The organism is Aquipseudomonas alcaligenes NBRC 14159, assembly GCF_000467105.1.
GTDB classification, from domain to species: Bacteria; Pseudomonadota; Gammaproteobacteria; order Pseudomonadales; family Pseudomonadaceae; genus Aquipseudomonas; species Aquipseudomonas alcaligenes.
The window spans coordinates 112587-138773 of record NZ_BATI01000017.1 but is presented as its reverse complement, the minus strand read 5'-3'; the positions used below and the strand labels follow the sequence as shown (position 1 = coordinate 138773).

The 26187-nt window shown below is 66.8% G+C and carries 27 protein-coding genes; 13 read left to right on the top strand and 14 right to left on the bottom strand.

Annotated features, from left to right (window positions below; all coding sequences use genetic code 11):
• Position 1: 1 nt before the first annotated feature.
• Both radA and PA6_RS11515 read right to left on the bottom strand, forming a co-directional pair.
• On the bottom strand, positions 2-1369 hold the full coding sequence (gene radA / locus PA6_RS11520; protein ID WP_021701095.1) for a DNA repair protein RadA: 1368 nt from the start codon (positions 1367-1369) through the stop codon (positions 2-4).
• Between the two features lie 46 nt (positions 1370-1415).
• Positions 1416-2897 carry an MltF family protein gene (locus tag PA6_RS11515; protein ID WP_021701094.1) on the bottom strand — a complete coding sequence of 494 codons (1482 nt, stop codon included), beginning with the start codon at positions 2895-2897 and terminating at the stop codon, positions 1416-1418.
• A gap of 63 nt (positions 2898-2960) precedes the next feature.
• On the opposite strand from PA6_RS11515, the gene PA6_RS11510 reads away from it, so the two are divergent.
• Entirely contained in the window at positions 2961-3452 is a 492-nt protein-coding gene (locus PA6_RS11510) for a GNAT family N-acetyltransferase (protein WP_021701093.1), read from the top strand.
• An 8-nt stretch (positions 3453-3460) separates the two neighbouring features.
• Here the strand turns inward: PA6_RS11510 and PA6_RS11505 are convergent, their stop codons facing one another.
• Entirely contained in the window at positions 3461-3739 is a 279-nt protein-coding gene (locus tag PA6_RS11505) for a YdcH family protein (protein WP_021701092.1), read from the bottom strand.
• A gap of 148 nt (positions 3740-3887) precedes the next feature.
• On the opposite strand from PA6_RS11505, the gene PA6_RS11500 reads away from it, so the two are divergent.
• The 3 genes from PA6_RS11500 (at position 3888) to mscL (ending at position 5410) form a co-directional block, all read left to right on the top strand.
• Positions 3888-4133, top strand: a complete 246-nt coding sequence (locus tag PA6_RS11500) for a YdcH family protein (RefSeq protein ID WP_021701091.1) — start codon at positions 3888-3890, stop codon at positions 4131-4133.
• A 76-nt stretch (positions 4134-4209) separates the two neighbouring features.
• The gene (locus tag PA6_RS11495) at positions 4210-4956 is read left to right on the top strand and encodes an EAL domain-containing protein (protein WP_043216582.1); all 747 of its coding nucleotides are present in this window, start codon (positions 4210-4212) and stop codon (positions 4954-4956) included.
• 43 nt (positions 4957-4999) lie between these two features.
• Positions 5000-5410, top strand: a complete 411-nt coding sequence (gene mscL / locus PA6_RS11490) for a large-conductance mechanosensitive channel protein MscL (RefSeq protein ID WP_021701089.1) — start codon at positions 5000-5002, stop codon at positions 5408-5410.
• 46 nt (positions 5411-5456) lie between these two features.
• Here mscL and PA6_RS11485 read toward each other — a convergent pair whose 3' ends face one another.
• From PA6_RS11485 to PA6_RS11475, 3 genes are all read right to left on the bottom strand, one after another.
• Positions 5457-7019, bottom strand: coding sequence for a TerC family protein (locus PA6_RS11485; RefSeq protein ID WP_021701088.1), 1563 nt, complete (start codon positions 7017-7019; stop codon positions 5457-5459).
• A gap of 248 nt (positions 7020-7267) precedes the next feature.
• Positions 7268-8044: a ferredoxin--NADP reductase gene (locus PA6_RS11480; RefSeq protein ID WP_021701087.1), complete on the bottom strand. Its 777-nt coding sequence runs from the start codon at positions 8042-8044 to the stop codon at positions 7268-7270.
• A gap of 70 nt (positions 8045-8114) precedes the next feature.
• Positions 8115-9098, bottom strand: coding sequence for a DctP family TRAP transporter solute-binding subunit (locus tag PA6_RS11475; protein WP_021701086.1), 984 nt, complete (start codon positions 9096-9098; stop codon positions 8115-8117).
• Positions 9099-9382: 284 nt separating this feature from the next.
• On the opposite strand from PA6_RS11475, the gene PA6_RS11470 reads away from it, so the two are divergent.
• The 4 genes from PA6_RS11470 to PA6_RS24015 all read left to right on the top strand — a co-directional run bounded on the left by PA6_RS11470 (position 9383) and on the right by PA6_RS24015 (position 13296).
• Positions 9383-10507 carry a methyltransferase gene (locus tag PA6_RS11470; protein ID WP_043216581.1) on the top strand — a complete coding sequence of 375 codons (1125 nt, stop codon included), beginning with the start codon at positions 9383-9385 and terminating at the stop codon, positions 10505-10507.
• Between the two features lie 235 nt (positions 10508-10742).
• Complete coding sequence (locus PA6_RS11465; protein WP_021701084.1) at positions 10743-12173, top strand: cytochrome ubiquinol oxidase subunit I; 1431 nt, start codon at positions 10743-10745, stop codon at positions 12171-12173.
• Positions 12170-13174 carry a cytochrome d ubiquinol oxidase subunit II gene (gene cydB / locus PA6_RS11460; RefSeq protein ID WP_021701083.1) on the top strand — a complete coding sequence of 335 codons (1005 nt, stop codon included), beginning with the start codon at positions 12170-12172 and terminating at the stop codon, positions 13172-13174. Before PA6_RS11465 ends, cydB begins: the two co-directional genes overlap by 4 nt.
• A complete protein-coding gene (locus PA6_RS24015) occupies positions 13174-13296 on the top strand; it encodes a membrane protein (protein WP_043216580.1) in 123 nt (40 codons plus the stop codon). Before cydB ends, PA6_RS24015 begins: the two co-directional genes overlap by 1 nt.
• Positions 13297-13390: 94 nt before the next feature.
• Here the strand turns inward: PA6_RS24015 and PA6_RS11450 are convergent, their stop codons facing one another.
• Both PA6_RS11450 and PA6_RS11445 read right to left on the bottom strand, forming a co-directional pair.
• Entirely contained in the window at positions 13391-13726 is a 336-nt protein-coding gene (locus tag PA6_RS11450) for a DUF3703 domain-containing protein (protein ID WP_021701082.1), read from the bottom strand.
• On the bottom strand, positions 13716-14345 hold the full coding sequence (locus tag PA6_RS11445; protein ID WP_021701081.1) for a cation transporter: 630 nt from the start codon (positions 14343-14345) through the stop codon (positions 13716-13718). Before PA6_RS11445 ends, PA6_RS11450 begins: the two co-directional genes overlap by 11 nt.
• Before the next feature lie 200 nt (positions 14346-14545).
• Here PA6_RS11445 and PA6_RS11440 point away from each other — a divergent pair, with 200 nt between their 5' ends.
• Positions 14546-14956, top strand: a complete 411-nt coding sequence (locus tag PA6_RS11440) for a MerR family DNA-binding protein (protein WP_021701080.1) — start codon at positions 14546-14548, stop codon at positions 14954-14956.
• A gap of 61 nt (positions 14957-15017) precedes the next feature.
• Here the strand turns inward: PA6_RS11440 and PA6_RS22490 are convergent, their stop codons facing one another.
• Positions 15018-15467 (bottom strand): SecDF P1 head subdomain-containing protein, encoded by a 450-nt coding sequence (locus PA6_RS22490; protein WP_021701079.1) that lies wholly within the window; start codon positions 15465-15467, stop codon positions 15018-15020.
• Positions 15464-16021 (bottom strand): DJ-1 family glyoxalase III, encoded by a 558-nt coding sequence (locus tag PA6_RS11430; RefSeq protein WP_021701078.1) that lies wholly within the window; start codon positions 16019-16021, stop codon positions 15464-15466. Before PA6_RS11430 ends, PA6_RS22490 begins: the two co-directional genes overlap by 4 nt.
• A 199-nt stretch (positions 16022-16220) precedes the next feature.
• On the opposite strand from PA6_RS11430, the gene PA6_RS11425 reads away from it, so the two are divergent.
• Both PA6_RS11425 and trmA read left to right on the top strand, forming a co-directional pair.
• Positions 16221-17519, top strand: coding sequence for an NCS2 family permease (locus tag PA6_RS11425; RefSeq protein WP_021701077.1), 1299 nt, complete (start codon positions 16221-16223; stop codon positions 17517-17519).
• Positions 17516-18601, top strand: coding sequence for a tRNA (uridine(54)-C5)-methyltransferase TrmA (trmA, locus tag PA6_RS11420; RefSeq protein WP_021701076.1), 1086 nt, complete (start codon positions 17516-17518; stop codon positions 18599-18601). The genes PA6_RS11425 and trmA overlap by 4 nt, the downstream gene beginning before the upstream one ends.
• Before the next feature lie 110 nt (positions 18602-18711).
• Here the strand turns inward: trmA and adeC are convergent, their stop codons facing one another.
• The 3 genes from adeC to PA6_RS11405 are packed head-to-tail and all read right to left on the bottom strand — an operon-like array spanning position 18712 to position 24410.
• Positions 18712-20139, bottom strand: a complete 1428-nt coding sequence (adeC, locus tag PA6_RS11415; RefSeq protein WP_021701075.1) for an AdeC/AdeK/OprM family multidrug efflux complex outer membrane factor — start codon at positions 20137-20139, stop codon at positions 18712-18714.
• Positions 20136-23270 carry an efflux RND transporter permease subunit gene (locus PA6_RS11410; protein ID WP_021701074.1) on the bottom strand — a complete coding sequence of 1045 codons (3135 nt, stop codon included), beginning with the start codon at positions 23268-23270 and terminating at the stop codon, positions 20136-20138. Before PA6_RS11410 ends, adeC begins: the two co-directional genes overlap by 4 nt.
• A gap of 12 nt (positions 23271-23282) precedes the next feature.
• Positions 23283-24410 carry an efflux RND transporter periplasmic adaptor subunit gene (locus tag PA6_RS11405; RefSeq protein WP_021701073.1) on the bottom strand — a complete coding sequence of 376 codons (1128 nt, stop codon included), beginning with the start codon at positions 24408-24410 and terminating at the stop codon, positions 23283-23285.
• A gap of 160 nt (positions 24411-24570) precedes the next feature.
• Here PA6_RS11405 and PA6_RS11400 point away from each other — a divergent pair, with 160 nt between their 5' ends.
• Positions 24571-25206 carry a TetR family transcriptional regulator gene (locus PA6_RS11400; RefSeq protein WP_021701072.1) on the top strand — a complete coding sequence of 212 codons (636 nt, stop codon included), beginning with the start codon at positions 24571-24573 and terminating at the stop codon, positions 25204-25206.
• On the opposite strand, the gene PA6_RS11395 is transcribed toward PA6_RS11400, so the two are convergent.
• On the bottom strand, positions 25192-25581 hold the full coding sequence (locus PA6_RS11395; RefSeq protein WP_021701071.1) for a DUF4345 family protein: 390 nt from the start codon (positions 25579-25581) through the stop codon (positions 25192-25194). The genes PA6_RS11400 and PA6_RS11395 overlap by 15 nt on opposite strands.
• 129 nt (positions 25582-25710) lie before the next feature.
• On the opposite strand from PA6_RS11395, the gene PA6_RS11390 reads away from it, so the two are divergent.
• Entirely contained in the window at positions 25711-26142 is a 432-nt protein-coding gene (locus tag PA6_RS11390; RefSeq protein ID WP_021701070.1) for a DUF411 domain-containing protein, read from the top strand.
• Positions 26143-26187 lie beyond the last annotated feature (45 nt).

Sequence of the window (26187 nt, the reverse complement as noted above, 5' to 3'; positions counted from 1 at the left end):
CTCACTCGAACAGCGCATCCAGGGCCTGCTCCAGGCGTGTCACGGCAATCACCTGCAGGCCCTTCGGCGACTCCTTGGGCGCGTTGCCCTTGGGTACGATGGCACGTTTGAAGCCATGCTTGGCCGCCTCCTTGAGGCGCTCCTGACCACTCGGCACCGGGCGGATCTCGCCGCTCAGGCCGATCTCGCCGAACACCAGCAGGTCATGCGGCAGCGGCTTGTTGCGCAGGCTGGAAATCACCGCCGCCATCAGCGCCAGGTCGGAGGCGGTCTCCAGCACCTTCACCCCGCCGACCACGTTGAGGAACACGTCCTGGTCGTAGGTGGGGATGCCGCCATGGCGGTGCAGCACGGCCAGCAGCATGGCCAGGCGGTTCTGGTCCAGACCGAGGGTCACCCGCTTGGGATTGGCCATATGGCTGGTGTCGACCAGCGCCTGCACTTCCACCAGCATCGGCCGAGTGCCTTCCCAGGTGGCCATCACCACGCTGCCGGGCACCGCCTCCTGGGCACGGGTGAGGAAGATCGCCGAGGGGTTGGTGACTTCCTTGAGGCCCTTGTCGGTCATGCCGAACACGCCCAGCTCGTTGACCGCGCCGAAGCGGTTCTTCACCGCGCGCAGCAGGCGCAGGCGGCCATCGGACTCGCCCTCGAAATACAGCACAGTGTCGACCATATGCTCCAGCACGCGCGGGCCGGCCAGGGCGCCTTCCTTGGTCACGTGGCCGACCAGGAAGATCGCCGTGCCGCTCTGCTTGGCGAAGCGCACCAGCAGCGCCGCGCTCTCGCGCACCTGGGCCACGCCGCCGGGGGCGGATTGCAGCTGCTCGGTGAAGATGGTCTGGATCGAGTCGATCACCATCACCTTGGGCTGCTCGCGGCGCGCCACCTCGATGATCGATTCGATGCAGGTCTCGGTCATCACTTTGAGCTTGTCCTGCGGCAACTCCAAGCGCCGCGCACGCATGGCCACCTGCTGCTGCGATTCCTCACCGGTGACGTACAGCGCGGGGAGCCTCTGGGCGATATTGCACAGGGTCTGCAGCAGGATGGTCGACTTGCCGATGCCAGGGTCGCCGCCGATCAGCACCACCGAGCCATCCACCAGGCCGCCACCGAGCACCCGGTCCAGCTCGCCGGATACGGTGGAGAAGCGCGGCACTTCCTCGACGCTGACCTCGGCCAGGGTCTTGATCTGCGCCTGCTGCCCGGCCCAGCCGCCGCGCCCGGACGGCGCAGCGGCGCCACCGCTCTCGATCATGGTCTCGGTCAGGGTGTTCCAGGCCCCGCATTCACCACACTGCCCGGCCCACTTGGGGAAGGTGGCGCCGCACTCGGTGCAGCCATACATGCGCTTGGCCTTGGCCATGGAACTCTCCGCCCGCTGGAAAAGCGCCGATCATAGCGCGCGGCGCTCAGCCGCGCTCGGCCGGAGCGGCGGCCTTGCGCTCGCGCAGCTTCTGCGCGGCCAGCTTGTACACCACGTAGTACTTGTAGATGTTGCCCACGTAATCCACCGTCTCGCGCCCGACGATGCGCGCGGCAGCCTGCTCGACATTGCCGAACCAGACATTCGGGTCCAGCCCGGACTTCTCCGCCAGACGGCGGAACTTCATCAGGTTGCCGGGGCCGGCGTTGTAGGCGGCGAAACTGAGGAGCAGACGGTTGACCGGGGTGATCTCCGCATCATCCAGGTAGGTATCGGAGATCAGCCGCAGGTACTTGCTGCCGGCCTCGATATTGCGGTCGGCACTGCCTTCGACGCCCTGGATGCCCAGCTCCTTGGCCGTGCTCGGCAGCAGCTGCATCACCCCGACCGCCCCGGCGCGGCTGCGCGCCGCCTGGTCCAGCTGCGACTCCTGGAAGCCCTGGGCCATCAGCAGCAGGTGGTCGAATTCATAGGTACCGGCGTGCTTCTCGAACAGCCCCACCAGCGCATTGAACTTGCGCATCTCCCCTTCGGAGGTGGCGTTGAGCACGCGCTTGCTGTTCTTGAAGTAGCGCCGCAGCATGATGTTGCCGAACTCGCTGCCGATCTTGTGCTTCTGGTTGAAGGCATTCAGCGCCTGCCGCAACTGCGGGCTGTTCTTGCGCAGCGCCCAGCTCAGCTTGCCACCGGTATGCAGGTAGAACCCCTGGTGAATCTTCAGGTCGCTATACAGCGGCTGCCACAGCTGGGCGATGTAGCTATCCGCCACGGTAATGCCGAACAACCCGGCATTGACCATCTGCAGCAGGTCCTCGGTTTCCAGGTTCTCGTTGGCCGGCATCACCTTGATCGGTTCGAGACCCTGCTCGCGAAAACGCCGGTTGAGCTCGAGCAGATGCTCGAAATAGCTGCTCGACGGCCGGGCGTAGACCTCCTGGCCGGCCAGATTCTCGATACGTTCGAGTTTGGGCGCGCCCGGACCGCTGACGAATACCTCGTGCACGTCGCCATAGGCCGGATCGCTGAAGTCCACCGTCTGCAGGCGCACCTCGGTCTGCGTCAGCCCGCCGGCGGCGATGTCGCCGTGCCCGGACAGCAGCCTGGGCAGCAACTCATGGCGCGCCGTGGGGATGAACATCACCTGCCAGCGCTGCGCCTTCTGGCCCAGCGGATGGTGCTGATTGAGCCACTTCTCGAAAGCCTTGCCGTACTCGTAGACCACGCCCTCCTGGCGGCCGCGATCGACCTGATAGAAGGTCTTGCTGAACGGCACCAGGATGCGCACCGTGCGGCTGGCACGCATGCCATCCAGGTCGCCGATCCAGGCTCCCGGCACCGGCAGCACCATGGCGTCCACCTCGGACTCCTCGGCGGCACTCAGCTGTGCCGGCGGCAGGCTGCCGACGGCATTCTGCGCCAGCACCGGCCAGGCCAGCAGACACAACAGCGCACACGCAAACCTCTTCATCACAGGCCTCCCTCGGGCTGCCGCAGCGGGCGATAATGACCCTACCTGAGCGAGGGCCGCGCATTGCACATCGAACTCCTGCCTACCAGCATCGACCAGCTATCGCTGATCGCCAACCTCTACCAGTATTACGCCTACGAGAGTTCCGACTGGGAGCAGGAGGATGTCGAAGCGGATGGCCGCTTCTATATCCACCAGCCGCACCTGGAGCGCTACTGGAGCGAGCCGGACTGGAGCGCCCAGCTGATCCTGGCGGACGGTTTCATCGCCGGCTTCCTGCTGATCGAGCGCAGCGAACTGCCCGGCATCAACGCGCTGGAGCTGGCCGACCTGTTCATCCTGAAGAAATACCGCCGTCACGGCATCGGCCGGGCCCTGGTCCAGCAGGTGCTGGGCAGCGGCGGCAGCTGGCTGGTGCGCTTCTACGACCAGGACGAGCTGGCCGCCGCCTTCTGGCGCACGCTACTGCCCGAGCTGCCACGGGGTTGCCGGCAGATCTGGCCGGACGACGATGCCGACCTGCTGAGCTACCTGATCAACCCGCCGCTGCACTAGCGCCGGCGCTAGCCGCCGCAGCCGTTGCCGCAGCCGCAGCATTGCCCGGCAGCACGCTTGAGCTGGCGCGCCAAGTCATCCTTGAGCGTCACCCGCTCCTGCTTGAGCAGGCTCAGCGCGTCGCCGTCGAGCGTCTCGATACCATCCTCGATCCGGCAGATGCGCTTATCCAGCGCTTCGTACGCCTCGGCCTGGCGGGCAAAGTGGCTGTCTTCCTTGCGCAGGCGCTGCAGCTCGGCACGCAGTTCGGGAAAGTCCTGGATCAGCGGGTGGTGATCGACATGCATGGCATTCTTCCTAGTGTTGTTGATGTCTCCACACTAGCCGTCCGCGCGCCAGCGCCCATTGACCCCGATCAACCCCGACGACCTGCCGCCACTGCGCCAGCCACTGGGCTAGGCTGAACGAAACCAGTTGCTTCGGGAGTGACCTGCCATGCCCCTCGAACACCATCCCCTGTCCCGCGAATTCCCCGAATACCTGCAGCAACTGCGGGCCCTGCACGCCAGCGATGCGCATTTCGCCCGCCAGGCCGAGGCGTACGAAGCGCTGGACAAGCGCATCTATGAAGTCGAGGACGGCCGCCAGGCCATGGATGACCTGGCCCTGCAGGCCCTGAAGAACGAGCGGGTCGCCCTCAAGGACCAGATCGCCGAGCGCCTGCGCAAGGCCGGCGGCTGAGCCTCACTTCAGGATCGCACGAGACAGGCCGGGCATTTTTTGCTTAGCTTGGGACAAATCCTGTGAGAACCGATCCATGAGCGCAAACCCAGGTTGTTCCGCTTGCCGTGATGGCAAGGGACTGGACTTCCCCATCAGCATGGCCTTCCAGCCAATCGTCGACCTGCAGCGCGGCCAGGTATTCGCCCACGAGGCCCTGGTGCGTGGCAGCGCCGGCGAATCGGCGGGCAGCCTGCTGGCGCGTATCGACAGCGACAACCGCTATGCCTTCGACCAGAGCTGCCGGATCAAGGCAGTGGAATGGGCCGCGCGCCTGCAGGTGCCGGCCATGGTCTCGATCAACTTCATGCCCAATGCCGTGTACCGCGCGGAAACCTGCATCCGTGCCACCCTGGAGGCGGCGGCGCGCTGCAACTTCCCGCTCGAGCGCATCATCTTCGAGGTTACCGAGCAGGAGCAGGTGCTGGATATCCCGCACCTCACCGACATCCTGCGCGCCTACCGCAAGCAGGGCTTCATGACTGCCATCGACGATTTCGGCGCCGGTTACGCCGGGCTCAACCTGCTGGCCGATTTCCAGCCCGACCTGATCAAGCTGGACATGGAGCTGATCCGCGGCGTGGATGGCGACCGGGTACGCCAGGTGCTGGTCGAAACCACCCTGGAGATGTGTCGCAAACTCGGCATCCGCGTCATCGCCGAAGGCATCGAGACCCGTGCCGAACTGGATTGCCTGCGCCAGATGGGGGTGGAGCTGTTCCAGGGCTACCTGCTGGCCAAGCCCGGTTTCGAGAGCCTGCCCGAGGTGAATTACCCCGCTTAGCCCTTATACTAGGCCGCATAACCAGAAAACCAGGGAGTGAAACATGAGCATCCTCAGTGAATTCAAGGCCTTCGCGGTCAAGGGCAATGTGGTCGACATGGCCGTCGGCATCATCATCGGCGCCGCCTTCGGCAAGATCGTCAGCTCCTTCGTCGGAGACGTGGTGATGCCGCCGATCGGCCTGCTGATCGGCGGGGTCGACTTCAGCGACCTGGCCATCACCCTCAAGGCCGCCGAAGGCGATATCCCGGCCGTGGTACTGAGCTACGGCAAGTTCATCCAGACCGTGCTGGACTTCGTCATCGTCGCCTTCGCCATCTTCATGGGGGTCAAGGTGATCAACCGCCTCAAGCGCGAGGAAGCCGCCGCCCCGGCCGAGCCGCCAGCGCCGACCAAGGACCAGGAGCTGCTCACGGAAATCCGCGACCTGCTGAAGAACCAGCAGAAGCAGTAAAGAAAAACGGCGCCCGAGGGCGCCGTTTTACATGGCCGGGGTCGACCTAGGCCTGAACCTGCACCAGCAGCAGGCGGTTGACCCGCCGCTCGTGCACCTCCTCGACGCGCATGCGCCAGCCGGCGAACTCCACCTCGTCACCCACCACCGGCAGGCGGTCGAGCAGGCTCATCACCAGCCCGGCGAGGGTCTGGTAGTCCTCGGTGGCCTGGGCCTGCAGGCCGATGCGCGAACGCAGCAGTGCCAGGTTGAGCGCGCCGCTGACCCGGAAACCGGCGCCATCCGGCTCGATGTCCGGGCCATCCACTTCGCTGGCGTCCGGCAGCTCGCCGGCGATGGCTTCGAGGATGTCGGTCAGGGTCAGCAGGCCCTCGAAACCGCCGAACTCGTTGACCACGAAGGCCACGTGGGTCGAAGCCTGGCGCATCTGCTCCAGGGCGCCGAGCACCGAGCAGCTGTCCGGCAGGTTGAGCGGCCGGCGCAGCAGGCCTTCGATATCCGGCTCACGCTGTTCCAGCAGCTCCTTGAGCAGCTCCTTCTTGTGCACGAAGCCCAGCGGCTCGTCGACCTGGCCATCCTTGATCACCAGCAGGCGCGAGTGCGGCGAGGCCAGCAGGGCCTGGCGGATCTGCTCAGGCTCGTGGGCCAGGTCGATATGGTCGACCTGCACGCGGTCGGTCATCACCGTCTTGATCGACTGCTCGGCCAGGCCCAGCACGCCGCGGATCATCACCCGCTCGCGGCGGTCGAACAGCGCAGCCTCGCCGGCGCCCCCTTCGAGCATGTCGGCGATTTCCTCGCCCACCTCATCGGCCTCGACCTTGCCACCGAGCAGGCGCAGCACCGCGTGGGCGGTGCGCTCGCGCATGCCACGGCCGTTCTGCAGCTGGCGCTTGCGCTTGTGCCGCACCAGCTGGTTGGCCAGCTCGATAAGGATGGAGAAGCCAATCGCCGCGTACAGGTAGCCCTTGGGAATATGGAAGCCCAGACCCTCGGCGGTGAGGCTGAAGCCGATCATCATCAGGAAGCCCAGGCACAGCATGATCACTGTCGGGTGGGCGTTGACGAAGGCAGTCAGCGGCTTGCTGGCGACGATCATCAGACCGATGGAGATGATCACGGCGATCATCATCACTTCCAGATGCTCGACCATGCCTACCGCGGTGATTACCGCGTCCAGCGAGAACACCGCATCGAGCACGACGATCTGCGCCACCACCGGCCAGAACAGCGCGTAGGTGCGACGGCCGCCACTCGGCTGGTGGGTACGCCCCTCGAGGCGCTCGTGCAGCTCCATGGTGGCCTTGAACAGCAGGAACACGCCGCCGAACAGCATGATCAGGTCACGGCCGGAGAAGCTCTTGCCGAACACCTCGATCAGCGGCTCGGTCAGGGTCACCAGCCAGGAGATGCTGGCCAGCAGGCCCAGGCGCATCAGCAGGGCCAGACTCAGGCCGATCAGCCGCGCGCGGTCGCGCAGGTGCGGCGGCAGCTTGTCGGCGAGGATGGCGATGAACACCAGGTTGTCGATGCCCAGGACGATTTCCAGGACGATCAGCGTCAGCAGACCGAGCCACGCGGTGGGGTCGGCCATCCATTCGAAGATCATGCATTCCTCCAGGCAGCCGAGTACTCGGCGCAGACGCGGAGATCGCGGCGCAGGGCGTGGCTATCGACGGAGTTCGGGGCAAGGTGCGCGGGGGCACCGGAGAAGAGGTGGCCGCTCGGGGGCGGCTGGCAACAATCGCTGTCCATGGGGTCCGTGGATGACAAAAAGGAGCACCATGCTAACGGCTCACCGGCAAATGCCTAAGCCGGAAAAAGTTACCAATTCTTAACGGGCCGGCCCGCCGCGCTCTACCAGTAGTTTTCCACGGCCACCTGACCGGGCCTGCGGGTCAGCGCCAGGTTGAGGTTGCGCGCCTTGAGCGCGGCACGGGTGTCCTCGATCATCTGCGGGTTGCCACAAAGCATGATGCGCGAGTGCTCGGGCTCCAGCGCCAGGCCGGCGGCACGCTCCAGCTCGCCGTTCTCGATCAGGGTAGTGACGCGCGCATGCAGTGCGCCGGGCACCTGCTCGCGGGTCACCAGCGGGATGTACTGCAACTTGTGCCCGGCCCCCTCCAGCCACTCGCGCTGCGGCAGCTCGGCAATCAGCTCCTGGTAGGCCAGCTCGCCACGGTCGCGGGCGCTGTAGACCAGCACGATGCGCTCGAAACGCTGCCAGGCTTCCAGGTCCTGGAGGATCGACAGGAAGGGCGCCAGGCCCGTGCCGGTACCGATCAGCCAGAGATCGCGGCCATCGGGGAAGCGGTCGAGGGTGAGAAACCCGGTGGCCTGCTTCTCCACCAGCAGCTCGTCGCCGCTACGCAGGCGGCTCAGCTCGCTGGTGAACTCGCCGCCGGGGACCACGATGGAGAAGAACTCCAGGTAGTCGTCATGCGGCGCCGACACCACCGAGTAGGCACGCCAGACGATGCAGCCGCTGGCCTTGCGCACGCCGAGGCGGACGAACTGCCCGGCGCGGAAGCGAAAGCCGGCGTCGCGGGTGCAACGCAGGCTGAACAGGCTGGGCGACCAGCTGCGCACCTCGGTGAGGGTCTGGCGGGTGAACTTCTCTTCGCTGACGGTCATGCGGCCCCCTTCTGGCTGACCTGCAGTTTCGCGCAAAGCGCCGCGAACAAACACCGTCAGTTAGCAGGGATTAGCGCCGATTGACGGTCTGCGCGGCACGCAGCACGTCGGCACCGATCTCCGCTTCGTACTGTTTCCACAGCGGCTGCATGACGCTGCGCCAGGCCTCGCGCTCGGCCGGGCTGAGGCTGAGCAGGCGCGCCTGACCGGCGGCCAGCAGCTGCTCGCGACCACGACGATTGAGTTCCTCGGCGTCCTCGTTGACCTGGGCGGTGACCTCTTCGACGATCGCCTCCAGCTCGCTGCGGGTGGCGTAGGGAATGCTCTGCCAGAACGACGAGCTGCTGATCAGCATGTAGTTGAGCGAGCCGTGGTTGGTCTCGGTGATGAACGGCTGAGCGCGGTCGAAGCCGGCCGCCGCCATGTTCGACCATGCATTCTCGGTACCCTGCACGGTACCGGCCTGCAGCGCCTTGAGCGACTCGCCGAAGGGAATGCGCTTGGCCTGCGCGCCGAGCGCGGCGAACTGGGCTTCCAGCACGCTGGACGACTGGATGCGGAAGGCCAGGCCCTTGGCGTCGGCCGGGGCGCGCAGCTCGCGGGTGGCGGAGAGCTGCTTCATGCCGTTGTTCCAGAACGCCAGGCCGTAGATGTTCTGCCCGGCCATGGAGCGCAGCAGCTCACGGCTCTTCTCGCGGCGCTGGAAGCGCTTGACCGCCTCCAGGTCATCAAACAGGAACGGCAGGTCGAACACCTGCAGCTGCTTGGTGTAGGCCTCGAACTTGGACACCGACGGCGCCAGCATCTGCACCTCGCCGCGCTGCAGGGCAGCCATCTCGTCGGCGTCGCCGAACAGGCTGGAGTTGGCGTAGACCTCGACCTTAACCGCGCCCCCCAGGCGCTCGGCCACCAGCCGCTGGAACAGCAGGGCACCACGCCCCTTGGGAGTGTCCTCGGCGACCACATGGGAGAACTTGATGACGATCGGCTCGGCATGCGCCGTAGCGCCGAACAGCAGAGAAAGGGCAAGGCAGGCGGAAAACAGGTACTTCATGGACATCCTTGAGGCAATGCAATAGCGACGCCCCACAGGAGTGCGGGGCGCAGGGCGGTTTTCGATGTGTTCGGCCGCAGCGGCCGTGGGGTTCGGGAGGTACCGGAGGCGGCCACCCGATTTGTTGTTGGACATGCCGCCCATTGCGGAACTTCGGCGGCGGCAAGTGACTGCATATTCTCCGGGTTGCACCCGGTGGTCACAAGCCGCCTGCTTCTCACTTCGAGACATTTCCCTATGCATCTAGGACAATGCAGCCGCTCTGCCCACCTGATCCTGCCGCCATGCCGACTCTCGCCACGCCCTTCGCCCAGCTCGACCTGATCCGCCAGCCCGAGATGGCCAACGAGCCGCTACAGGCCTTCGACGCCGCCGACGAGTACCTGCTGGCCCACCTGCACGAGCAGGGCCTCGGGCCTGACAGCCGGGTCCTGCTGCTCAACGACGGCTTCGGCGCCCTGGCCTGCTCGCTGGCGGCGCACTGCCGGGTGACCAGCAGCGGCGATTCGCACCTGGGCCATCTGGCCCTGCAGAAGAACCTGGCGCGCAACGGCCTGGCCGCCGAGCGCGTGAACTTCGTACCGGCCAGCGCGACCGCGGAGGGCCCGTTCGACTGGGTACTGGTGCGCGTGCCCAAGACCCTGGCCCTGCTGGAGGAGCAGCTGATCCGCCTGCACGGCCAGCTCGCCCCCGGCGCCCGGGTGATCGCCGGCGCCATGATCAAGTACCTGCCGCGTGCCGCCGGCGACCTGCTGGAGCAGTACATCGGCCCGGTGCAGGCCTCGCTGGCGGTGAAGAAGGCGCGTCTGCTGACGGCCACGCCCGAGGCCCGGCCGGCGCCGGTATCGCCCTATCCCACGCGCTATCAGCTGGATCAACCGGCCATCGAGCTGCTCAACCACGCCAATGTGTTCTGCCGCGAAGGCCTGGATATCGGTACCCGCGCCTTCCTGCCGCATCTGCCGAAATCACTGGTGCCGCAGCGGGTGGCCGACCTCGGCTGCGGCAATGGCGTGCTGGCCATCGCCTTCGCCCTGGGCAACCCGCAGGCCGAGCTGACCCTGGTGGATGAGTCCTACATGGCCGTGCAGTCGGCCGAGGCAAACTGGCGCGCGGCACTCGGTGAGCGCCCGGCGACCTTCCGCGCCGCCGACGGCCTGGCCGACCAGCCCAGGGACTCGCTGGACCTGGTGCTGTGCAACCCACCCTTCCACCAACAACAGGTGGTCGGCGACTTCCTCGCCTGGCGCATGTTCCAGCAGGCCCGCGCGGCGCTGGTCACCGGCGGCGAGCTGTGGATCGTCGGTAACCGCCACCTCGGCTACCACGCCAAGCTGGCCCGGCTGTTCCGCGGCGTGCAGCAGGTGGCGGCCAACCCCAAGTTCGTGGTGCTGAAAGCAACCAAATGAGCTGAGCCGCCCTCACCCCTTCCCTCTCCCGACGGGAGAGGGAGAAGCCACGCCGTAGCCCGGATGAAATCCGGATGACGCAGCCCCCAGACACTTGCCCCGGATTGCATCCGGGCTACGAATTTCGCCGGGGAAGGCGGCTGCGACAAATTGCCCAGTGCGACAATCCGCCGACTACGCCCCGGGTCCTGCTTGACAGAATATTGATCCAGATCAATTTCCGGAGTGGCCCATCATGTTTGGCCTCGATGCACTGGAGCTGGGGCGCCTGCAGTTTGCCTTCACCATCTCCTTCCACATCATCTTCCCCGCCATCAGTATCGGCCTGGCCAGTTACCTGGCCGTGCTCGAAGGTCTGTGGCTGAAAACCAGGCGCGAGGTCTACTACGACCTGTACCGCTTCTGGCTGCAGATCTTCGCCGTGACCTTCGGCATGGGCGTGGTCTCCGGCGTGGTGATGAGCTACCAGTTCGGCACCAACTGGGCCGGGCTGTCCACCGCCGCCGGCAGCATCATGGGCCCGCTGCTGACCTACGAGGTGCTCACCGCCTTCTTCCTCGAGGCGGGCTTCCTCGGAATCATGCTGTTCGGCCTGAACAAGGTCGGCCGCGGCCTGCACTTCTTCGCCACCCTGATGGTGGCGATCGGCACGCTGATCTCGACCTTCTGGATCCTCTCTTCGAACAGCTGGATGCAGACCCCGCAGGGCCACAGCCTGGTCGACGGGGTGTTCTACCCGGAAAGCTGGTGGGACATCGTGTTCAACCCGTCCTTCCCCTATCGCCTGGCGCACATGGCGGTGGCGGCCTTCCTCAGCACCGCCTTCGTGGTCGGCGCCACGGCGGCCTGGCACCTGCTCAAGGGCAAGCGCGACGAGGCCACCCGCATGATGTTCTCCATGGCGCTGTGGATGGCGCTGCTGGTGGCGCCGGTGCAGGCCTTCATCGGTGACCTGCACGGCCTCAACACCCTGAAATACCAGCCGGCCAAGGTGGCGGCGATGGAAGGCCACTGGGAAACCTCCCGCGGCGTGCCGCTGCTGCTGTTCGGCATCCCCGACATGCAGGCGGAAACCACCCACTACGCCATCGGCATCCCGCGCCTGGCCAGCCTGATCCTCACCCATGACCTCGACGGCGAGATCAAGGGCCTCAAGGAATGGGCGCCGCAGGACCGGCCCAATGTACCGATCGTGTTCTGGAGCTTCCGCGTGATGGTCGGCCTGGGCCTGGTGATGATCCTCTGCGGCGTCATCGGCCTGTGGCTCCGCCGTGGCGGCCGGCTCTACGAGGCGCGCGGCTTCCAGCGCCTGATGCTGCTGATGGGCCCGTCCGGGCTGATCGCCATCCTCGCCGGCTGGGTGACCACCGAGGTCGGCCGCCAGCCCTGGGTGATCTACGGCCTGCTGCGCACCTCGGACGCGGTGTCCAACCACAGCGCCACGCAGATGGGCGTGTCGCTGAGCATCTTCGTGGTGGTGTACTTCGCCGTGTTCGGCGTGGGCATCACCTACCTGCTGCGCATGATGCGCAAAGGCCCGGTGCTGGGCCTGCTGCATGCCCATGCACCCGCCGAGGCCGGTGGCCCGGGCCATTCGCGTACGCCGTCGCGCCCGCTGTCGGCCGCCGAAGACAGTGTCGAAGACGAACAGGAGCAACGCCCATGAGCATCGACCTGCCGCTGATCTGGGCCGGGGTGATCGCCTTCGGCATCTTCATGTACGTGGTGATGGATGGCTTCGATCTGGGCATCGGCATCCTCTACCCCTTCTTCCGCGACAAGGACGAGCGCGACGCCATGATGAACACCGTGGCGCCGATCTGGGACGGCAACGAGACCTGGCTGGTGCTGGGCGGCGCCGGGCTGTTCGCCGCCTTCCCGCTGGCCTACTCGGTGGTGCTCACGGCGCTCTACCTGCCGCTGCTGATCATGCTGATCGCGCTGATCTTCCGCGGCGTGGCCTTCGAGTTCCGCTTCAAGGCCAAGCGCACCCGCCACGTGTGGGACGCCGCCTTCATCTGGGGCTCGATCGTCGCGACTTTCGCCCAGGGCGTGGTGCTCGGCGCCTTTATCGAAGGGATCAAGGTGGAGAATCGGCAGTTCGCCGGGGGTGCCTTCGACTGGCTGGCGCCCTTCCCGCTGTTCTGCGGCGCCGGCCTGGTGGCCGGCTACGCCATGCTCGGCTGCGCCTGGCTGTTGATGAAGACCGAGGGCAAGCTGCGCCACAAGATGTACAAGCTGATGCTGCCGCTGACCAGCCTGCTGCTGCTGTTCATCGCCGTGGTCAGCATCTGGACGCCGCTGGCCCACGAGAGCATCGCCCAGCGCTGGTTCACCCTGCCCAACCTGTTCTACTTCATCCCGGTGCCGACCCTGGTGGCGGTGACCATCCTCGGCATCGTCCGTGCCGTGCACCTGAAGATCGATTGGCAACCCTTCGTGCTGACCCTGGTGCTGATCGCCCTGGCCTACACGGGCCTGGCCATCAGCCTGTGGCCGAACATCATCCCGCCGGCGGTGAGCATCTGGGAGGCCTCGGCGCCGGCCAGCAGCCAGGCCTTCGCTCTGGTCGGCGTGGTGTTCATGGTGCCGATCATCCTGATCTACACCGCTTACAGCTACTGGGTGTTCCGCGGCAAGGTCAAGGTCGGCGAGGGGTATCACTGATGCACGAGGTCAAACAACCGCTGGCCAAGCGCCTGGCCTGGTTCGTCCTGCTCTGGCTGGGCGGTGTGGCGGCCGTCGGCCTGCTCGCCTACGCCATCAAGTGGGGCATGGGGCTGACCTGAGCCGGCAACGGGTGGATGGCTGCGGCCACCCACCCTACAAAAGCGGGTCTGTGCGTAGGGTGGAAAGCCGCGCAGCGTTTTCCACCGTGGATACCTATTCCAGCAACCGCTTCAGCTCGTCGCTCAGCGGCATCGGCTGGAATGCACTGACCCGCGCCCGCCCCGTGTTGCCCAGCGGCACCCAGATTCGAGAGAAGAGCAGCGCCGCCAGTATGCGCGGCAGCTGCCCGGCCACTTCGCGCCAGTCGCGCGCCTGCCAGCCTGCGCGCAGCATCAGCCAGTGCGACTCGGCGTGGCGCAGCGGCATGCGCTGACTGAGGATATGGGCGCGCTCCAGCCAGGCGTAGGCGGCGCCCAAGTCGTTGCACTCCAGCGCCTGGCGCCCCTCGGCGAACGCCTGGGCCAGCGCCTGCTGCAGTTCAGTGCGCATGCTCGTGCCCGCCATTGAGTTCGCCATCGGCATGACGCAGCACCGCGATGGCCGAATGCACGGCCAGGCTGGCCATGATGCCGGCCACGATCAGGTCCGGCCAGGCACTGCCGGTGCCGAACACACCCAGCGCCGCAGCCAGCACGGCGAGGTTGCCGAGCGCATCGTTGCGGGTGCACAGCCACACGCTGCGCATGTTGCTGTCGCCGTCGCGGTAGGCATACAGCAGCACCGCCACGCCGACATTGGCCAGCAACGCCAGGCTACCCACCAGGCCCATGGTCGGCGCGCTGGGCACCTCGCCCTGCCACCAGTGCCAAAGCGCAGCCCCCAGCACACCGAGGCCGAACACCAGCATGCTGACGGCCTTGAGCTGGGCAGCACGAGCGCGCCAGGCCAGGGCCATGCCCAGCACCCAGAGGCTGATGCCGTAGTTGGCGGCATCGCCGAGGAAGTCCAGCGAGTCGGCCAGCAGCGACACCGAGCCAGCCTTGAGGCCAGCGCCGATCTCGACCAGGAACATCGCCAGGTTGACCAGCAGCGCAATCCACAGGATGCGCCGGTAGCGGCCATCGTCGTGGCGCGGAGCGGAGTCGTGGTTGCAGCAGTTAGCGCCCATTTGGCATCTCCATATCGAAGTCTGTTCACGAGCTTCTGGATTAGAGCCAGACAAGGCAAAAACGGCCGAGGAAGCGCAGTTTACGAACGGTAAATGAGCATTCCGAGGCTGTTTTTAACGCCGTATGGCCGACAGCCAGAAGATCGTGGACAGATTTCAGTGCAGACTAGGCTAAACCCTGTAGTTGCTACGGAGTCAACATGAGCAAGCCACTCACCATCGGCGTGCTGGCGCGCGACAGCGGCGTGAACCTGGAAACCATCCGTTTCTACGAGCGCAGCGGTCTGCTGCCGGCGCCACAGCGCAGTCCTTCCGGCTATCGCCACTACCAGGAGCAGGACGTGCGGCGCCTGCGTTTTATTCGCCGCGGTCGCGAACTGGGCTTCAGTCTGGAGGAAATCCGCAGCCTGCTCGATCTCGCCGCTCACCCCGAGAGCCCCTGCGCCAGCGCCGACCAGATGGTGCGCGAGCACCTGGACGCTATCGAAACACGCATCCGCGACCTGCAGAACATGCGTGCCGAACTGAGCAAACTGGCCGGCTGTCACAGCGGCCATGCCGAGCACTGCCGGCTGCTGGAAGCACTGGACGATCGCGACTGCTGCCACTGAGTCCAGCCCGTGGCCCGAATGCCATCCGGGCAACAGGCCACAGCTGTCCCTGCGACCGGGCTCAGTGGCTCCAGTCGCGCACCAGCGCCTGCGCTTCCTGCAACGAATCGAAACCGGTCAGGGCGACGCGGCCGTCGAGCACGGGCTCCTCGACGATGGGCGCCAGGCGCAGCTCACCATCGACCACGAAGGCCAGCGGCTGCCCCAGATGGCGGCGGGTCAGTTCGGCCAGGGTGGCGCGCCCGGCATCGTTCAGGGTCAGCACCACCGCCGGCTCGCCGGCCGGGGTAAAGGCCATTTCCGCCTGCTGCACGTCCACCTCGGTCAGCGCCGCCTGCGGCGCCACCCACAGACGCACGCCGCTGTGGCGATCGCGCATGACCTGCAGCCCCTCGGCGCTGGCCGTACGCGCGGGATGGATGCCGAGCTGGTGCACGGCACTGGGCAGGTGCGCCTCGCGGGCGCAGCCGGCCAGCAGGGTCAGCGCGAGCGCCGCCAGCAGCGCTCTCATGCCGGCACCAGCATGGCCTCGGCCACAGACTTGCGCACCGCCTTGCCGACCAGCTGTTCGACCAGGGTCAGAGCGAACAACAACGCGGTGGCCGGCCCCTGGCTGGTGATGCAGTTGCCGTCGACCACCACCGGCTGATCGACGAAGGTGCAGCCGGACAGGCGCTCGCTGAATGCCGGGTAGCAGGTCATGCGCCGCTGCTTGAGCACGCCGTAGCCCTGCAAGGCCAGGGCCGGCGCCGCGCAGATGGCGGCGAACAGCCGGCCAGCTGCAGCCTGCTCGCGTACCTTGGCGGCCAGCGGCGCGTGGTCCGCCAGTGCCTGGGCGCCGGGCATGCCGCCGGGCAGCACGATCAGGTCGAAGTCCTGCGCCAGCACGTCGACCAGCATGGTGTCGGCGGTGACACGGGTGCCGCGCGCGCAGGTGAACATGCGCCGATTCTCGATGCAGGCCACCACCACCTCAACTTCGGCGCGGCGCAACACGTCGATCAGGGTCACGGTTTCGATGTCTTCGACACCGTCGGCGACGGCGATCAGGGCGCGGGTTGTCATGCTCGTTCTCCTTGCCAGACGGAAACTGATGCTGTCCGTCCGGTCATAAATTCACCGCTCGGGGGTGAGCTGGTATAGTGCGCGGCTTTTCCGGATCTGCCACGAATTCGCCCTCGTTTTCCATCGAGTTGGCAGCCTTTGTGCTTTGCTTTCGCGCAGTCCACAACCCATGCCGCACCAGCCTAACGGGAGCCCCACCATGCTGGAAAAGCTTTTCCAACTCAAGGCGCACAACACCAACGTGCGTACCGAGATTCTCGCCGGTGTCACCACCTTCCTGACCATGGCCTACATCCTCTTCGTCAACCCGGCGATCCTCGGTGAAACGGGCATGGACAAGGGCGCGATCTTCGTCGCCACCTGCCTGGCCGCGGCCATCGGCTCGGCGCTGATGGGCCTGATCGCCAACTACCCGATCGCCCTGGCGCCCGGCATGGGCCTCAACGCCTTCTTCACCTACACCGTGGTGCTGCACATGGGCCACACCTGGCAGGTGGCACTGGGCGCGGTGTTCATCTCCGCCACGCTTTTCTTCCTGCTGTCGATCTTCCGCATCCGCGAGTGGATCGTGAACAGCATCCCGCTGCCGCTGCGTTCGGCGATTGCCGCCGGTATCGGCCTGTTCCTCGCGCTGATCGCGCTGAAGGAAGCCGGCCTGGTGGTGGACAACCCGGCCACCCTGGTCGGCCTCGGTGATCTGCACAGCCCGGGCCCGCTGCTGGCGGTACTCGGCTTCTTCCTGATCGTGGCCCTGGAAGCGCGTCGCGTTACCGGCGCGGTAATGATCGGCATCCTGGTGGTCACCGCCATCGCCATCGGCCTGGGCGTCACCCCGTTCGGCGGCATCGTCTCCATGCCGCCGTCGCTGGCCCCGACCTTCCTCGAACTGGACATCATGGGCGCGCTGGACGTGGGCATGATCAGCGTGATCTTCGCCTTCCTGTTCGTCGACCTGTTCGACAACACCGGCACCCTGATCGGCGTGGCCAAGCGCGCCGGCCTGATGAGCAAGGACGGCCACCTGCCGAAGATGGGCCGCGCCCTGATCGCCGACAGCGCCGCCGCCATGGGCGGTTCGCTGCTGGGTACCAGCACCACTACCAGCTATATCGAATCCGCCTCGGGCGTGGCCGCTGGCGGCCGCACCGGCCTGACCGCCATCGTGGTCGCCGGGCTGTTCCTCCTGGCGCTGTTCTTCGCCCCGCTGGCCGGCACCGTTCCGGCGTTTGCCACCGCGCCGGCACTGCTGTTCGTCGCCGTGCTGATGACCTCCGGCCTGGCCGAAATCGACTGGGACGACATCACAGTCGCCGCGCCGGTGGTGATCACCGCCCTGGCCATGCCGCTGACCTTCTCCATCGCCAACGGCATCGCCTTCGGCTTCATCGCCTGGGTGGTGATCAAGGCCCTGGCCGGCCGCTTCAAGGAGCTGAACCCGGCGCTGGTGGTACTGGCCGCGATCTTCATCGCCAAGTTCGCCTTCGGCGTCAACGCATGACACCGGTACGCGACGCGGCGGCCTATGCCGCCCAGCTGGACGAGAAGGTCGCCCGCCTGCGCGAGCTGCTGGCGCCCTTCGCCGCACCGGAGCCTGAGGTATTCACCTCGCCGGCCGAGCACTATCGCCTGCGCGCCGAGTTCCGCCTGTGGCGCGAGCAGGAAGAGCGTCACTACGCGATGTTCGAGGCCGGCGACAAGCACACGCCGATCCTGATCGACGAGTTCCCCATCGCCAGCCAGCGCATCAACCAGCTGATGCCTCAGCTCAAGGCCGCCTGGCAGGCTAGCCGGGTGCTGTCGTTCAAGCTGTTCCAGGTCGAGTTCCTCACCACCCTGGTCGGCGATGCGCTGATCACCCTGTGCTACCACCGCCCGCTGGATGCCGAGTGGCAGGCCGAGGCCGAGCAACTGGCGCAGCGGCTGGGCGTCAGCCTGGTCGGCCGCTCGCGTGGCCAGCGCCTGGTGATCGGCCGCGACTACGTGCAGGAAGAAATGCAGGTGGCCGGGCGCACCTTCCGCTACCGCCAGCCGGAGGGCGCCTTCACCCAGCCCAACGGCACGGTCTGCCAGCAGATGCTGCAGTGGGCCTATGACGCCCTCGGCCAGCGCGACGACGACCTGCTGGAACTCTACTGCGGCAACGGCAACTTCACCCTGCCGCTGTCCACCCGGGTCAGGAAGGTGCTGGCCACCGAGATCAGCAAGACCTCGGTGAATGCCGCCCTGGCCAATCTGGCCGACAACGGCATCGACACCATCGAGCTGGTGCGCCTGTCCGCCGAGGAGCTGACCCAGGCCCTCAACGAGGTGCGCCCGTTCCGCCGCCTGGCCGGCATCGACCTGAAGGCCTACGACTTCGGCAGTGTATTCGTCGACCCGCCGCGCGCCGGCATGGACCCGGACACCTGCGAGCTGACCCGGCGCTTCGACAACATCCTGTACATCTCCTGCAACCCGGAGACCCTGGCCGTCAACATCGCCCAGCTCAACGATACCCACCGTATCGAGCGCTGCGCGCTGTTCGACCAGTTCCCCTGGACGCACCATATGGAGAGCGGCGTTCTGCTGGTCAGACGCTGAGTCACGGACGTAGGGCGGGTGAGCTCCGCGTAGCGATCTTCGCGGGTTGCACCCGCCCTACACATGAAAAAGCCCCGGCATGCCGGGGCTTTTTCGTTTCAGGCTGAGGTTCAGTCCTGCGCCGGCGCGCTCGCCAGCTGAGACTGTTCGCGCCAGCCGCCACCCAGGGCCTTGTACAGCTCGACCTCACTGGTCAGCTGCGCCAGGCGGTCGCTGATCAGCTGCTGGCGCACGCTGAACAGCTGGCGCTGGGCGTCGAGCAGGGTCAGGTAGCTGTCCACCCCGGTGCGGTAGCGCCGTTCGGCCAGGCGGTAGTACTCCTCGTTGGTCTTCACCAGGGCGCGCTGGGCCTCCAGCTGCTGCTGGTAGGTGGCGCGTGCGGCGAGGCCGTCGGCGACTTCCTGGAAGGCGGTCTGGATGGCCTTCTCGTAGCTGGCGACCTGGATGTCCTTCTGCAGCTCGGCGTAGTCCAGACTGGCCCTGAGCTTGCCGGCGTTGAAGATCGGCAGGCTGATGCTGGGCTGGAACAGCCAGCTACCGGAGCCGGCGTCGAACAGGCCGGACAGATCCGGGCTGAGGCTGCCGGCGTTGGCGGTCAGGCTGACGCTGGGGAAGAACGCCGCGCGCGCCGCACCGATGTTGGCGTTGGCGGCCTGCAGCTGGTGCTCGGCCTGGCGCAGGTCCGGCCGCCGCTGCAGCAGGTCGGATGGCAGGCCGGCCGGCACCTCCAGCAGCAGGTCGTCGTCCAGCGGCCGACCGGACGGCAGGCCACCGGCCTTGCCGCTGCCCAGCAGCACGACCAGGGCGTTGCGGTCCTGGGCCACCTGGCGGCTGTACTGCGCCAGGCTGACCTGGGCGCTCTCCACCGCGCTGCGCGCCTGGGCCAGGGCCAGCGCGTCGGCCACGCCGACGTCGTAGCTGCGCTGGGTCAGGGCGAAGCTTTGCTGATAGGTCTTGAGGGTGTCCTGGGTCAGCTGCAGCAGCTCCTGGTCGGCCTGCAGGGTCAGCCAGGCATTGGCCACGCTGGCCACCAGGGCGATCTGCGTGGCGCGGCGCGCTTCTTCGGTGGCGAAGTACTGCTGCAGCGCCTGCTCGTCGAGGCTGCGCAGGCGACCGAACAGATCCAGCTCCCAGCTGGCGCCGACGGTGGCGCTGTACTGGCTGCTGATGCTCGGCTCACCGCTGCTGGACAGACTGCCCGGCAAGCGCTGGCGGGTGGCGCCGCCGTCGGCGGTGACGCTGGGGAACAGCGCGCTGCGCTGGATCTGCCGTTGCGCGGCATAGGCCTCGACATTCAGCGCGGCCACCCGCAGGTCGCGGTTGTTGGCCAGCGCGGTGTCGATCAGGCCCTGCAGCGCCGGGTCCTTGAAGAACGCGCGCCAGTCCAGGTCGGCGGCAGCGGTGGCGGTCTGCGCACCGCTGGCCTCGCTGGGCCAGACGCTGTCGACCGGCGACGCGAGGCGCTGGTGGTCGGGGATCAGGGAGCAGCCGCCGAGCAGGATGCTGGCGACGGCGAGGGACAACAGGGAACGCCTCACTGGACGGCCTCCTCTCTGATGACATCTTTGCTGCGCTTGCCCTTGAACAGGGAGCAGACCAGCACGTAGAACAGCGGCACCCAGAAGATCGCCAGCACGGTGGCGGTGAGCATGCCGCCGATCACCCCGGTGCCGATCGCATGCTGGCTGCCGGAACCGGCGCCGTTGGAGATGGCCAGGGGCACCACGCCGAGGATGAACGCCAGCGAGGTCATGATGATCGGCCGCAGGCGCATGCGGCAGGCTTCCAGCGCCGCGTCGAACAGGCTCTTGCCCTGCTCGTGCAGCTCCTTGGCGAACTCGACGATAAGAATCGCGTTCTTCGCCGACAGGCCGATGGTGGTGAGCAGGCCGACCTGGAAGAACACGTCGTTGCTCAGCCCACGCAGGCTGGTGAACAGCAGCGCGCCGATCACCCCGAGCGGCACCACCAGCATCACCGAGAACGGAATCGACCAGCTCTCGTACAGCGCCGCCAGGCAGAGGAACACCACCAGCAGCGACAGGGCATACAGCGCCGGGGCCTGGGCGCCGGACAGACGCTCCTCGTAGGACAGCCCGGTCCAGGAGTAGCCGACGCCGGCCGGCAGCTGGCGGGCGATCTCTTCCACCGCCGCCATGGCCTCGCCGGAACTGTGGCCGGGGGCCGCCTCGCCGAGAATTTCCACCGCCGACACGCCGTTGTAACGCGACAGCTTGGGCGGCCCGTAGGTCCACTCGCCGCTGGCGAAGGCGCTGAACGGCACCATCTGCCCGGCATCGTTGCGCACGTACCACTTGTTCAGGTCCTCGGGCCCCATGCGCGCCTCGGACTCGCCCTGCAGGTAGACCTTCTTCACCCGGCCGCGGTCGATGAAGTCGTTGACGTAGCTGGCGCCCCAGGCGATCGACAGGGTGTCGTTGATGTCGGACAGGGCCAGGCCATGGGCACGGGCCTTCTCGTCATCGATCAGCAGCTGGTACTGCGGCTCGTCACGCAGGCCGTTGGCACGCACGCGGTTGAGCACCGGGTTCTGCGCGGCCAGCTGGAGGAACTGGTCGCGGGCGGCGTTGAGCGCCTCGTGGCCGACGCCAGCGCGGTCCTGCAGGAACAGGTTGAAGCCGGTGGCGTTGCCCAGCTCCATCACCGCCGGCGGGGCGAAGGCGAACACCATGGCATCGCGGAAGCCGAAGAAGTGCATCTGCGCGCGCTGCGCCAGCTCGGCCACGCTCTGCCCGGCAGCGGTGCGCTCTTCCCAGGGCTTGAGCATGATGAAGGCCATGCCCGAACTCTGCCCGCGGCCAGCGAAGTTGAAGCCGGTGACGGTGAACACCGACTTCACCGTGTCCTTTTCGTCTTCCAGCAGGTATTCGCGCATCTGGTCGACCACCGCCTGGGTACGCTCGGCGCTGGCGCCGGACGGCGTCTGCACCTGGGCGAACAGCACGCCCTGGTCTTCCTCGGGGAGGAAGGCAGTGGGGATGCGGGTGAACATCCAGGCCATCACGCCGAGGATCACCACGTACAGCAGCAGGTACGGCGCCTTGCGCGTGAGGATGGCGCGCACGCCGCGCTCGTAGCCCTGCACGCCGCGTTCGAAACTGCGGTTGAACCAGCCGAAGAAGCCGCGCTTCTCGTGATGGCCGGGGGCGACGGGCTTGAGCAGGGTGGCGCACAGCGCCGGGGTGAAGATCAGCGCCACCAGCACCGACAGGGCCATGGCCGAGACGATGGTGATGGAGAACTGCTTGTAGATTACCCCGGTGGAGCCGCCGAAGAAGGCCATCGGCAGGAACACCGCCGACAGCACCAGGGCGATGCCGACCAGCGCGCCCTGGATCTGCCCCATCGACTTGCGCGTGGCCTCCAGCGGCGACAGGCCTTCCTCGGCCATCACCCGCTCGACGTTCTCCACCACCACGATGGCGTCGTCCACCAGCAGGCCGATGGCCAGGACCATGGCGAACATGGTCAGGGTGTTGATGGTGAAGCCGAACATTGCCAGCACGCCGAAGGTGCCGAGCAGCACCACCGGCACTGCCAGGGTGGGAATCAGGGTGGCGCGGAAGTTCTGCAGGAACAGGAACATCACCAGGAACACCAGGACGATGGCCTCGCCCAGGGTGTGGATCACGCCCTCGATGGAGGCCGAGACCACCGGCGTGGTGTCGTAGGGGAACACCACCTTCATGCCGGCGGGCATGAAGGGCTCCAGCTCGCTGATGGTGTCGCGCACCGCCTGGGCGGTATCCAGGGCGTTGGCCCCGGTGGCCAGCTTGATCGCCATGCCGGACGCCGGCATGCCGTTGTACTGGGCACTGATGCTGTAGTTCTCGCCGCCCAGCTCGACCTTGGCCACATCGCGCAGGCGCACCTGCGAACCGTCGCGATTGACCTTGAGCAGGATGGCGCCGAACTGCTCCGGCGTCTGCAGGCGGGTCTTGCCGATGATGGTGGCGTTCAGCTGGTTGCCGGGCGAGGCCGGCAGGCCGCCGAACTGGCCGGAAGACACCTGGACGTTCTGCGCCTGGATGGCGCTCTTCACGTCCACCGGGGTCAGCTGGAAGTTATTCAGCTTGGCCGGATCGAGCCAGATGCGCATGGCGTACTGCGCGCCGAACACCTGGAAGTCACCCACGCCCTTGGCCCGCGAGATCGGGTCCTGGATGTTGGAGACGATGTAGTTGGCCAGGTCGTTCTTGTCCATGCTGCCGTCTTCGGAGACGACGCCGAGCACCAGCAGGAAGTTCTTCACCGCCTTGGTCACGCGGATGCCCTGCTGTTGGACTTCCTGCGGCAACAGCGGAGTGGCCAGCTGCAGCTTGTTCTGCACCTGCACCTGGGCGATGTCGGGGTTGGTGCCCTGCTCGAAGGTGGCGGTGATGGTCATGCTGCCGTCGGAGTTGCTCTCCGAGCTGATGTAGCGCAGGCCGTCGATGCCGTTGAGCTGCTGCTCGATCACCTGCACCACGGTGTCCTGCACCGTCTGCGCCGAGGCGCCGGGGTAGCTGACCTGGATGCCGACGGCGGGCGCGGCGATGCTCGGGTACTGGTTGATCGGCAACTTGAGGATGGCCAGGCCGCCGGCCAGCATGATCACCAGGGCGATCACCCAGGCGAAGATCGGCCTGTCGATGAAGAATCGGGACATCTACTGCTCTCCTCAGTGGCTCTTGGCCAGGCCGCTCTGCTCGGCCGGCTCGGCGGCCACGTTGCTCGCCGGCGCGACCTTGACCTGGTCACCCGGGCGCACGTACTGCAGGCCCTCGGTGATCAGCCGGTCACCGGCCTGCAGGCCGCTGCTGACCAGCCAGCGGTTGCCACTGGTGCGTTCGGCCTGCAGCTGGCGCAGCTCGACCTTGTCGTCGGCGCCGACCACCAGCGCGGTGGCCTGGCCCTTGAGGTCGCGGGTCACGCCCTGCTGCGGGGCGAGAATGGCCTGCTGCTTGACCGCCGAAGTGAGCCGGGCATGCACGAACATGCCAGGCAGCAGGTTGTGCTCGGGGTTGGGGAATACCGCGCGCAGGGTTACCGAACCGGTGCCCTCGTCCACCGACACCTCGGAGAACTCCAGGGTGCCGCTGTGCGGATAGGTACTGCCGTCTTCCAGGGTCAGCGACACCTTGGCCGCCTTGCCGGCCTGCTCCAGCTGCCCGGCGGCCAGCTCGCGGCGCAGGCGCAGCAGCTCGGCGCTGGACTGGGTGACGTCGACGTAGATCGGGTCGAGCTGCTGGATGGTGGCCATCGCCGTGCTCTGGCCGTTGCTGACCAGTGCGCCCTCGGTGACCACCGAACGCCCGACGCGCCCGCCGATGGGCGCCAGCACGCGGGTGTAGCGCAGGTCGATGCGCGCTTTCTCCAGCGCGGCTTCGGCCTGCAGACGGGCGGCTTCGGCCTCGTCATAGGCCTGCTGGCTGACCGCCTTGTCCACCACCAGCTCCTTGTAGCGCGAGGCCAGCGAACGCGCCGAGGCCACGCTGGCCTCGGCGCTCTTCAGGCTGGCGGCATAGGTGGCGGCGTCGATCTGGTACAGCTGCTGGCCGGCCTTCACTTCGGAGCCTTCGGTAAACAGGCGCTTCTGGATGATGCCGTCGACCTGCGGGCGCACTTCGGCGATGCGGAAGGCAGCGGTACGCCCGGGCAGCTCGGTGGTCAATGTGTAGGGCTGGGCGGCGAGCGTGACCACGCCGACCTGCGGCGCCTGGGCGGCCGGTGGCGTTGCCTCGTCCTGGCAGCCGACCAGGGTCAGCGCGGCCAGCGCGAGCAGGGAAAAAGAAGCGGTCTTGAACATCCGATTCGACCTCAATATCTGGATGACCCGGAGGAGAGCCGGGCGGGAAGGGGAAAATCTGTTTAGCTGGCTAACGAATATACTTACATACTAGAATGTTTGTAAATCGCCAAAGCTGGCTCCAGCGCCAACTTTTCCCAACCTTTACATAAAGCGAGCCATGGCCAGACGGACCAAAGAGGAAGCCGAAGAAACCCGCCAGTCGATCCTCGACGCGGCCGAGCGGCTGTTCCACGACCAGGGGGTTTCACGCACCTCGCTGGCCGATATCGCCAGCGCCGCCGGGGTGACGCGCGGCGCCATCTACTGGCACTTCGAGAACAAGGTCGACCTGTTCCAGGCCATGCTCGAACGGCTGCACCTGCCGCTGGAGGAGCTGGCCCAGGCCAGCGAGAGCGAGGACGAGCCCAACCCGCTGGGGCAGACCCGCGAGCTGCTGGTACGTCTGTTGCGCAATGTCGAACTGGACGCCCAGACCCGGCGCATCCAGGAGATCCTGCAGCACAAGTGCGAGTACACCGACGATCTCGGCGACCTGCGGCAGAAGATGCAGGCGCTGCACCTGGAGTGCGACGAGCGCATCGAGAAGTCGTTGCGCAACGCGGTCAGCAAGGCCCAGCTACCGGCCGACCTCGACTGCCGCCGCGCCACTCTCTGCCTGCATGGCTACGTCCATGGCCTGCAGGCCAACTGGCTGCTGGCCCCGGGCGGCGACTCGCTGGCCGAGCAGGCCGAGTCGTTCGTCGATGCCCTGCTCGACATGCTGCGCTGCAGCCACGCCCTACGCCGCCGCTGAGCGGCCGCGCAACAGCCAGAACGCCAGCGCGGCGGAGACGCCCTCGAACAGCATGGCGTAGAGGTTGAAGGTCTGCTGCGCGCCGCCGTCCAGCCATAGTCCGCCCAGCCGCGCGAGGAACAACGCGCTGTAGAGCAGCACCAGCAGCATCAGTGCCGGGCGCAGCAGGTCGCCCCGCAACAGGGCCAGCCCCAGCCAGGCCGCCAGCCCCAGCTGCAGGCCACCGTAGTAGGCACGCACATCGGTGAGCGCCGCCGGCGCCATCAGCAGCATGCCACTGAGGTTGGCCGTCTCCTGCGGGCGGACGAAATAGGCCAGGCCGAAGCCGGCGAGAGTCAGGATCTGGGCGATCAGGAACAGGCGAACGGATAGCATCGGCGATCTCCATGGCGGGTGCTGGCAGCGAGCATAGGCGCTGGCGACTCACCCGGAAACAGTCACAGCCTGGGCCGCCAATGCCGCGGGGTTTATCCTCGGCGTTTTGTACCCGTTCGAGGAAATCCCATGCGCCTCCTGCCTCTCGCCGCCCTGCTCTTCGCCGCCTCCGCCCAGGCCGCCGAGCCGATCACCATGGACGTGCACCGCGACGCCAACTGCGGTTGCTGCAAGGACTGGATCAGCCACCTGGAAGCCAACGGTATCCGGGTCAACGACCATGTCGAGAGCGACATGAACGCAGTCAAGCAACGCCTCGGCGTGCCCCCGCGCCTGGCGTCGTGCCACACCGGGGTGATCGACGGCAAATTCGTCGAGGGCCACGTACCGGCCAGAGACGTGCTCGACCTGCGCCAGCGCCGCGACCTGCTCGGCGCCGCCGTACCGGGCATGCCGCACGGCTCGCCGGGCATGGAAACCGGCCGGGTGGATGCCTACCAGGTGATCGGCCTGAGCAAGGATGGCCAGGAAAGCGTGCTGGCCGACTATCCGGCCGAGTAACGCGCCGCTGGCGCACTGCCCGTCCGAGGACGACACTGTCAGCCC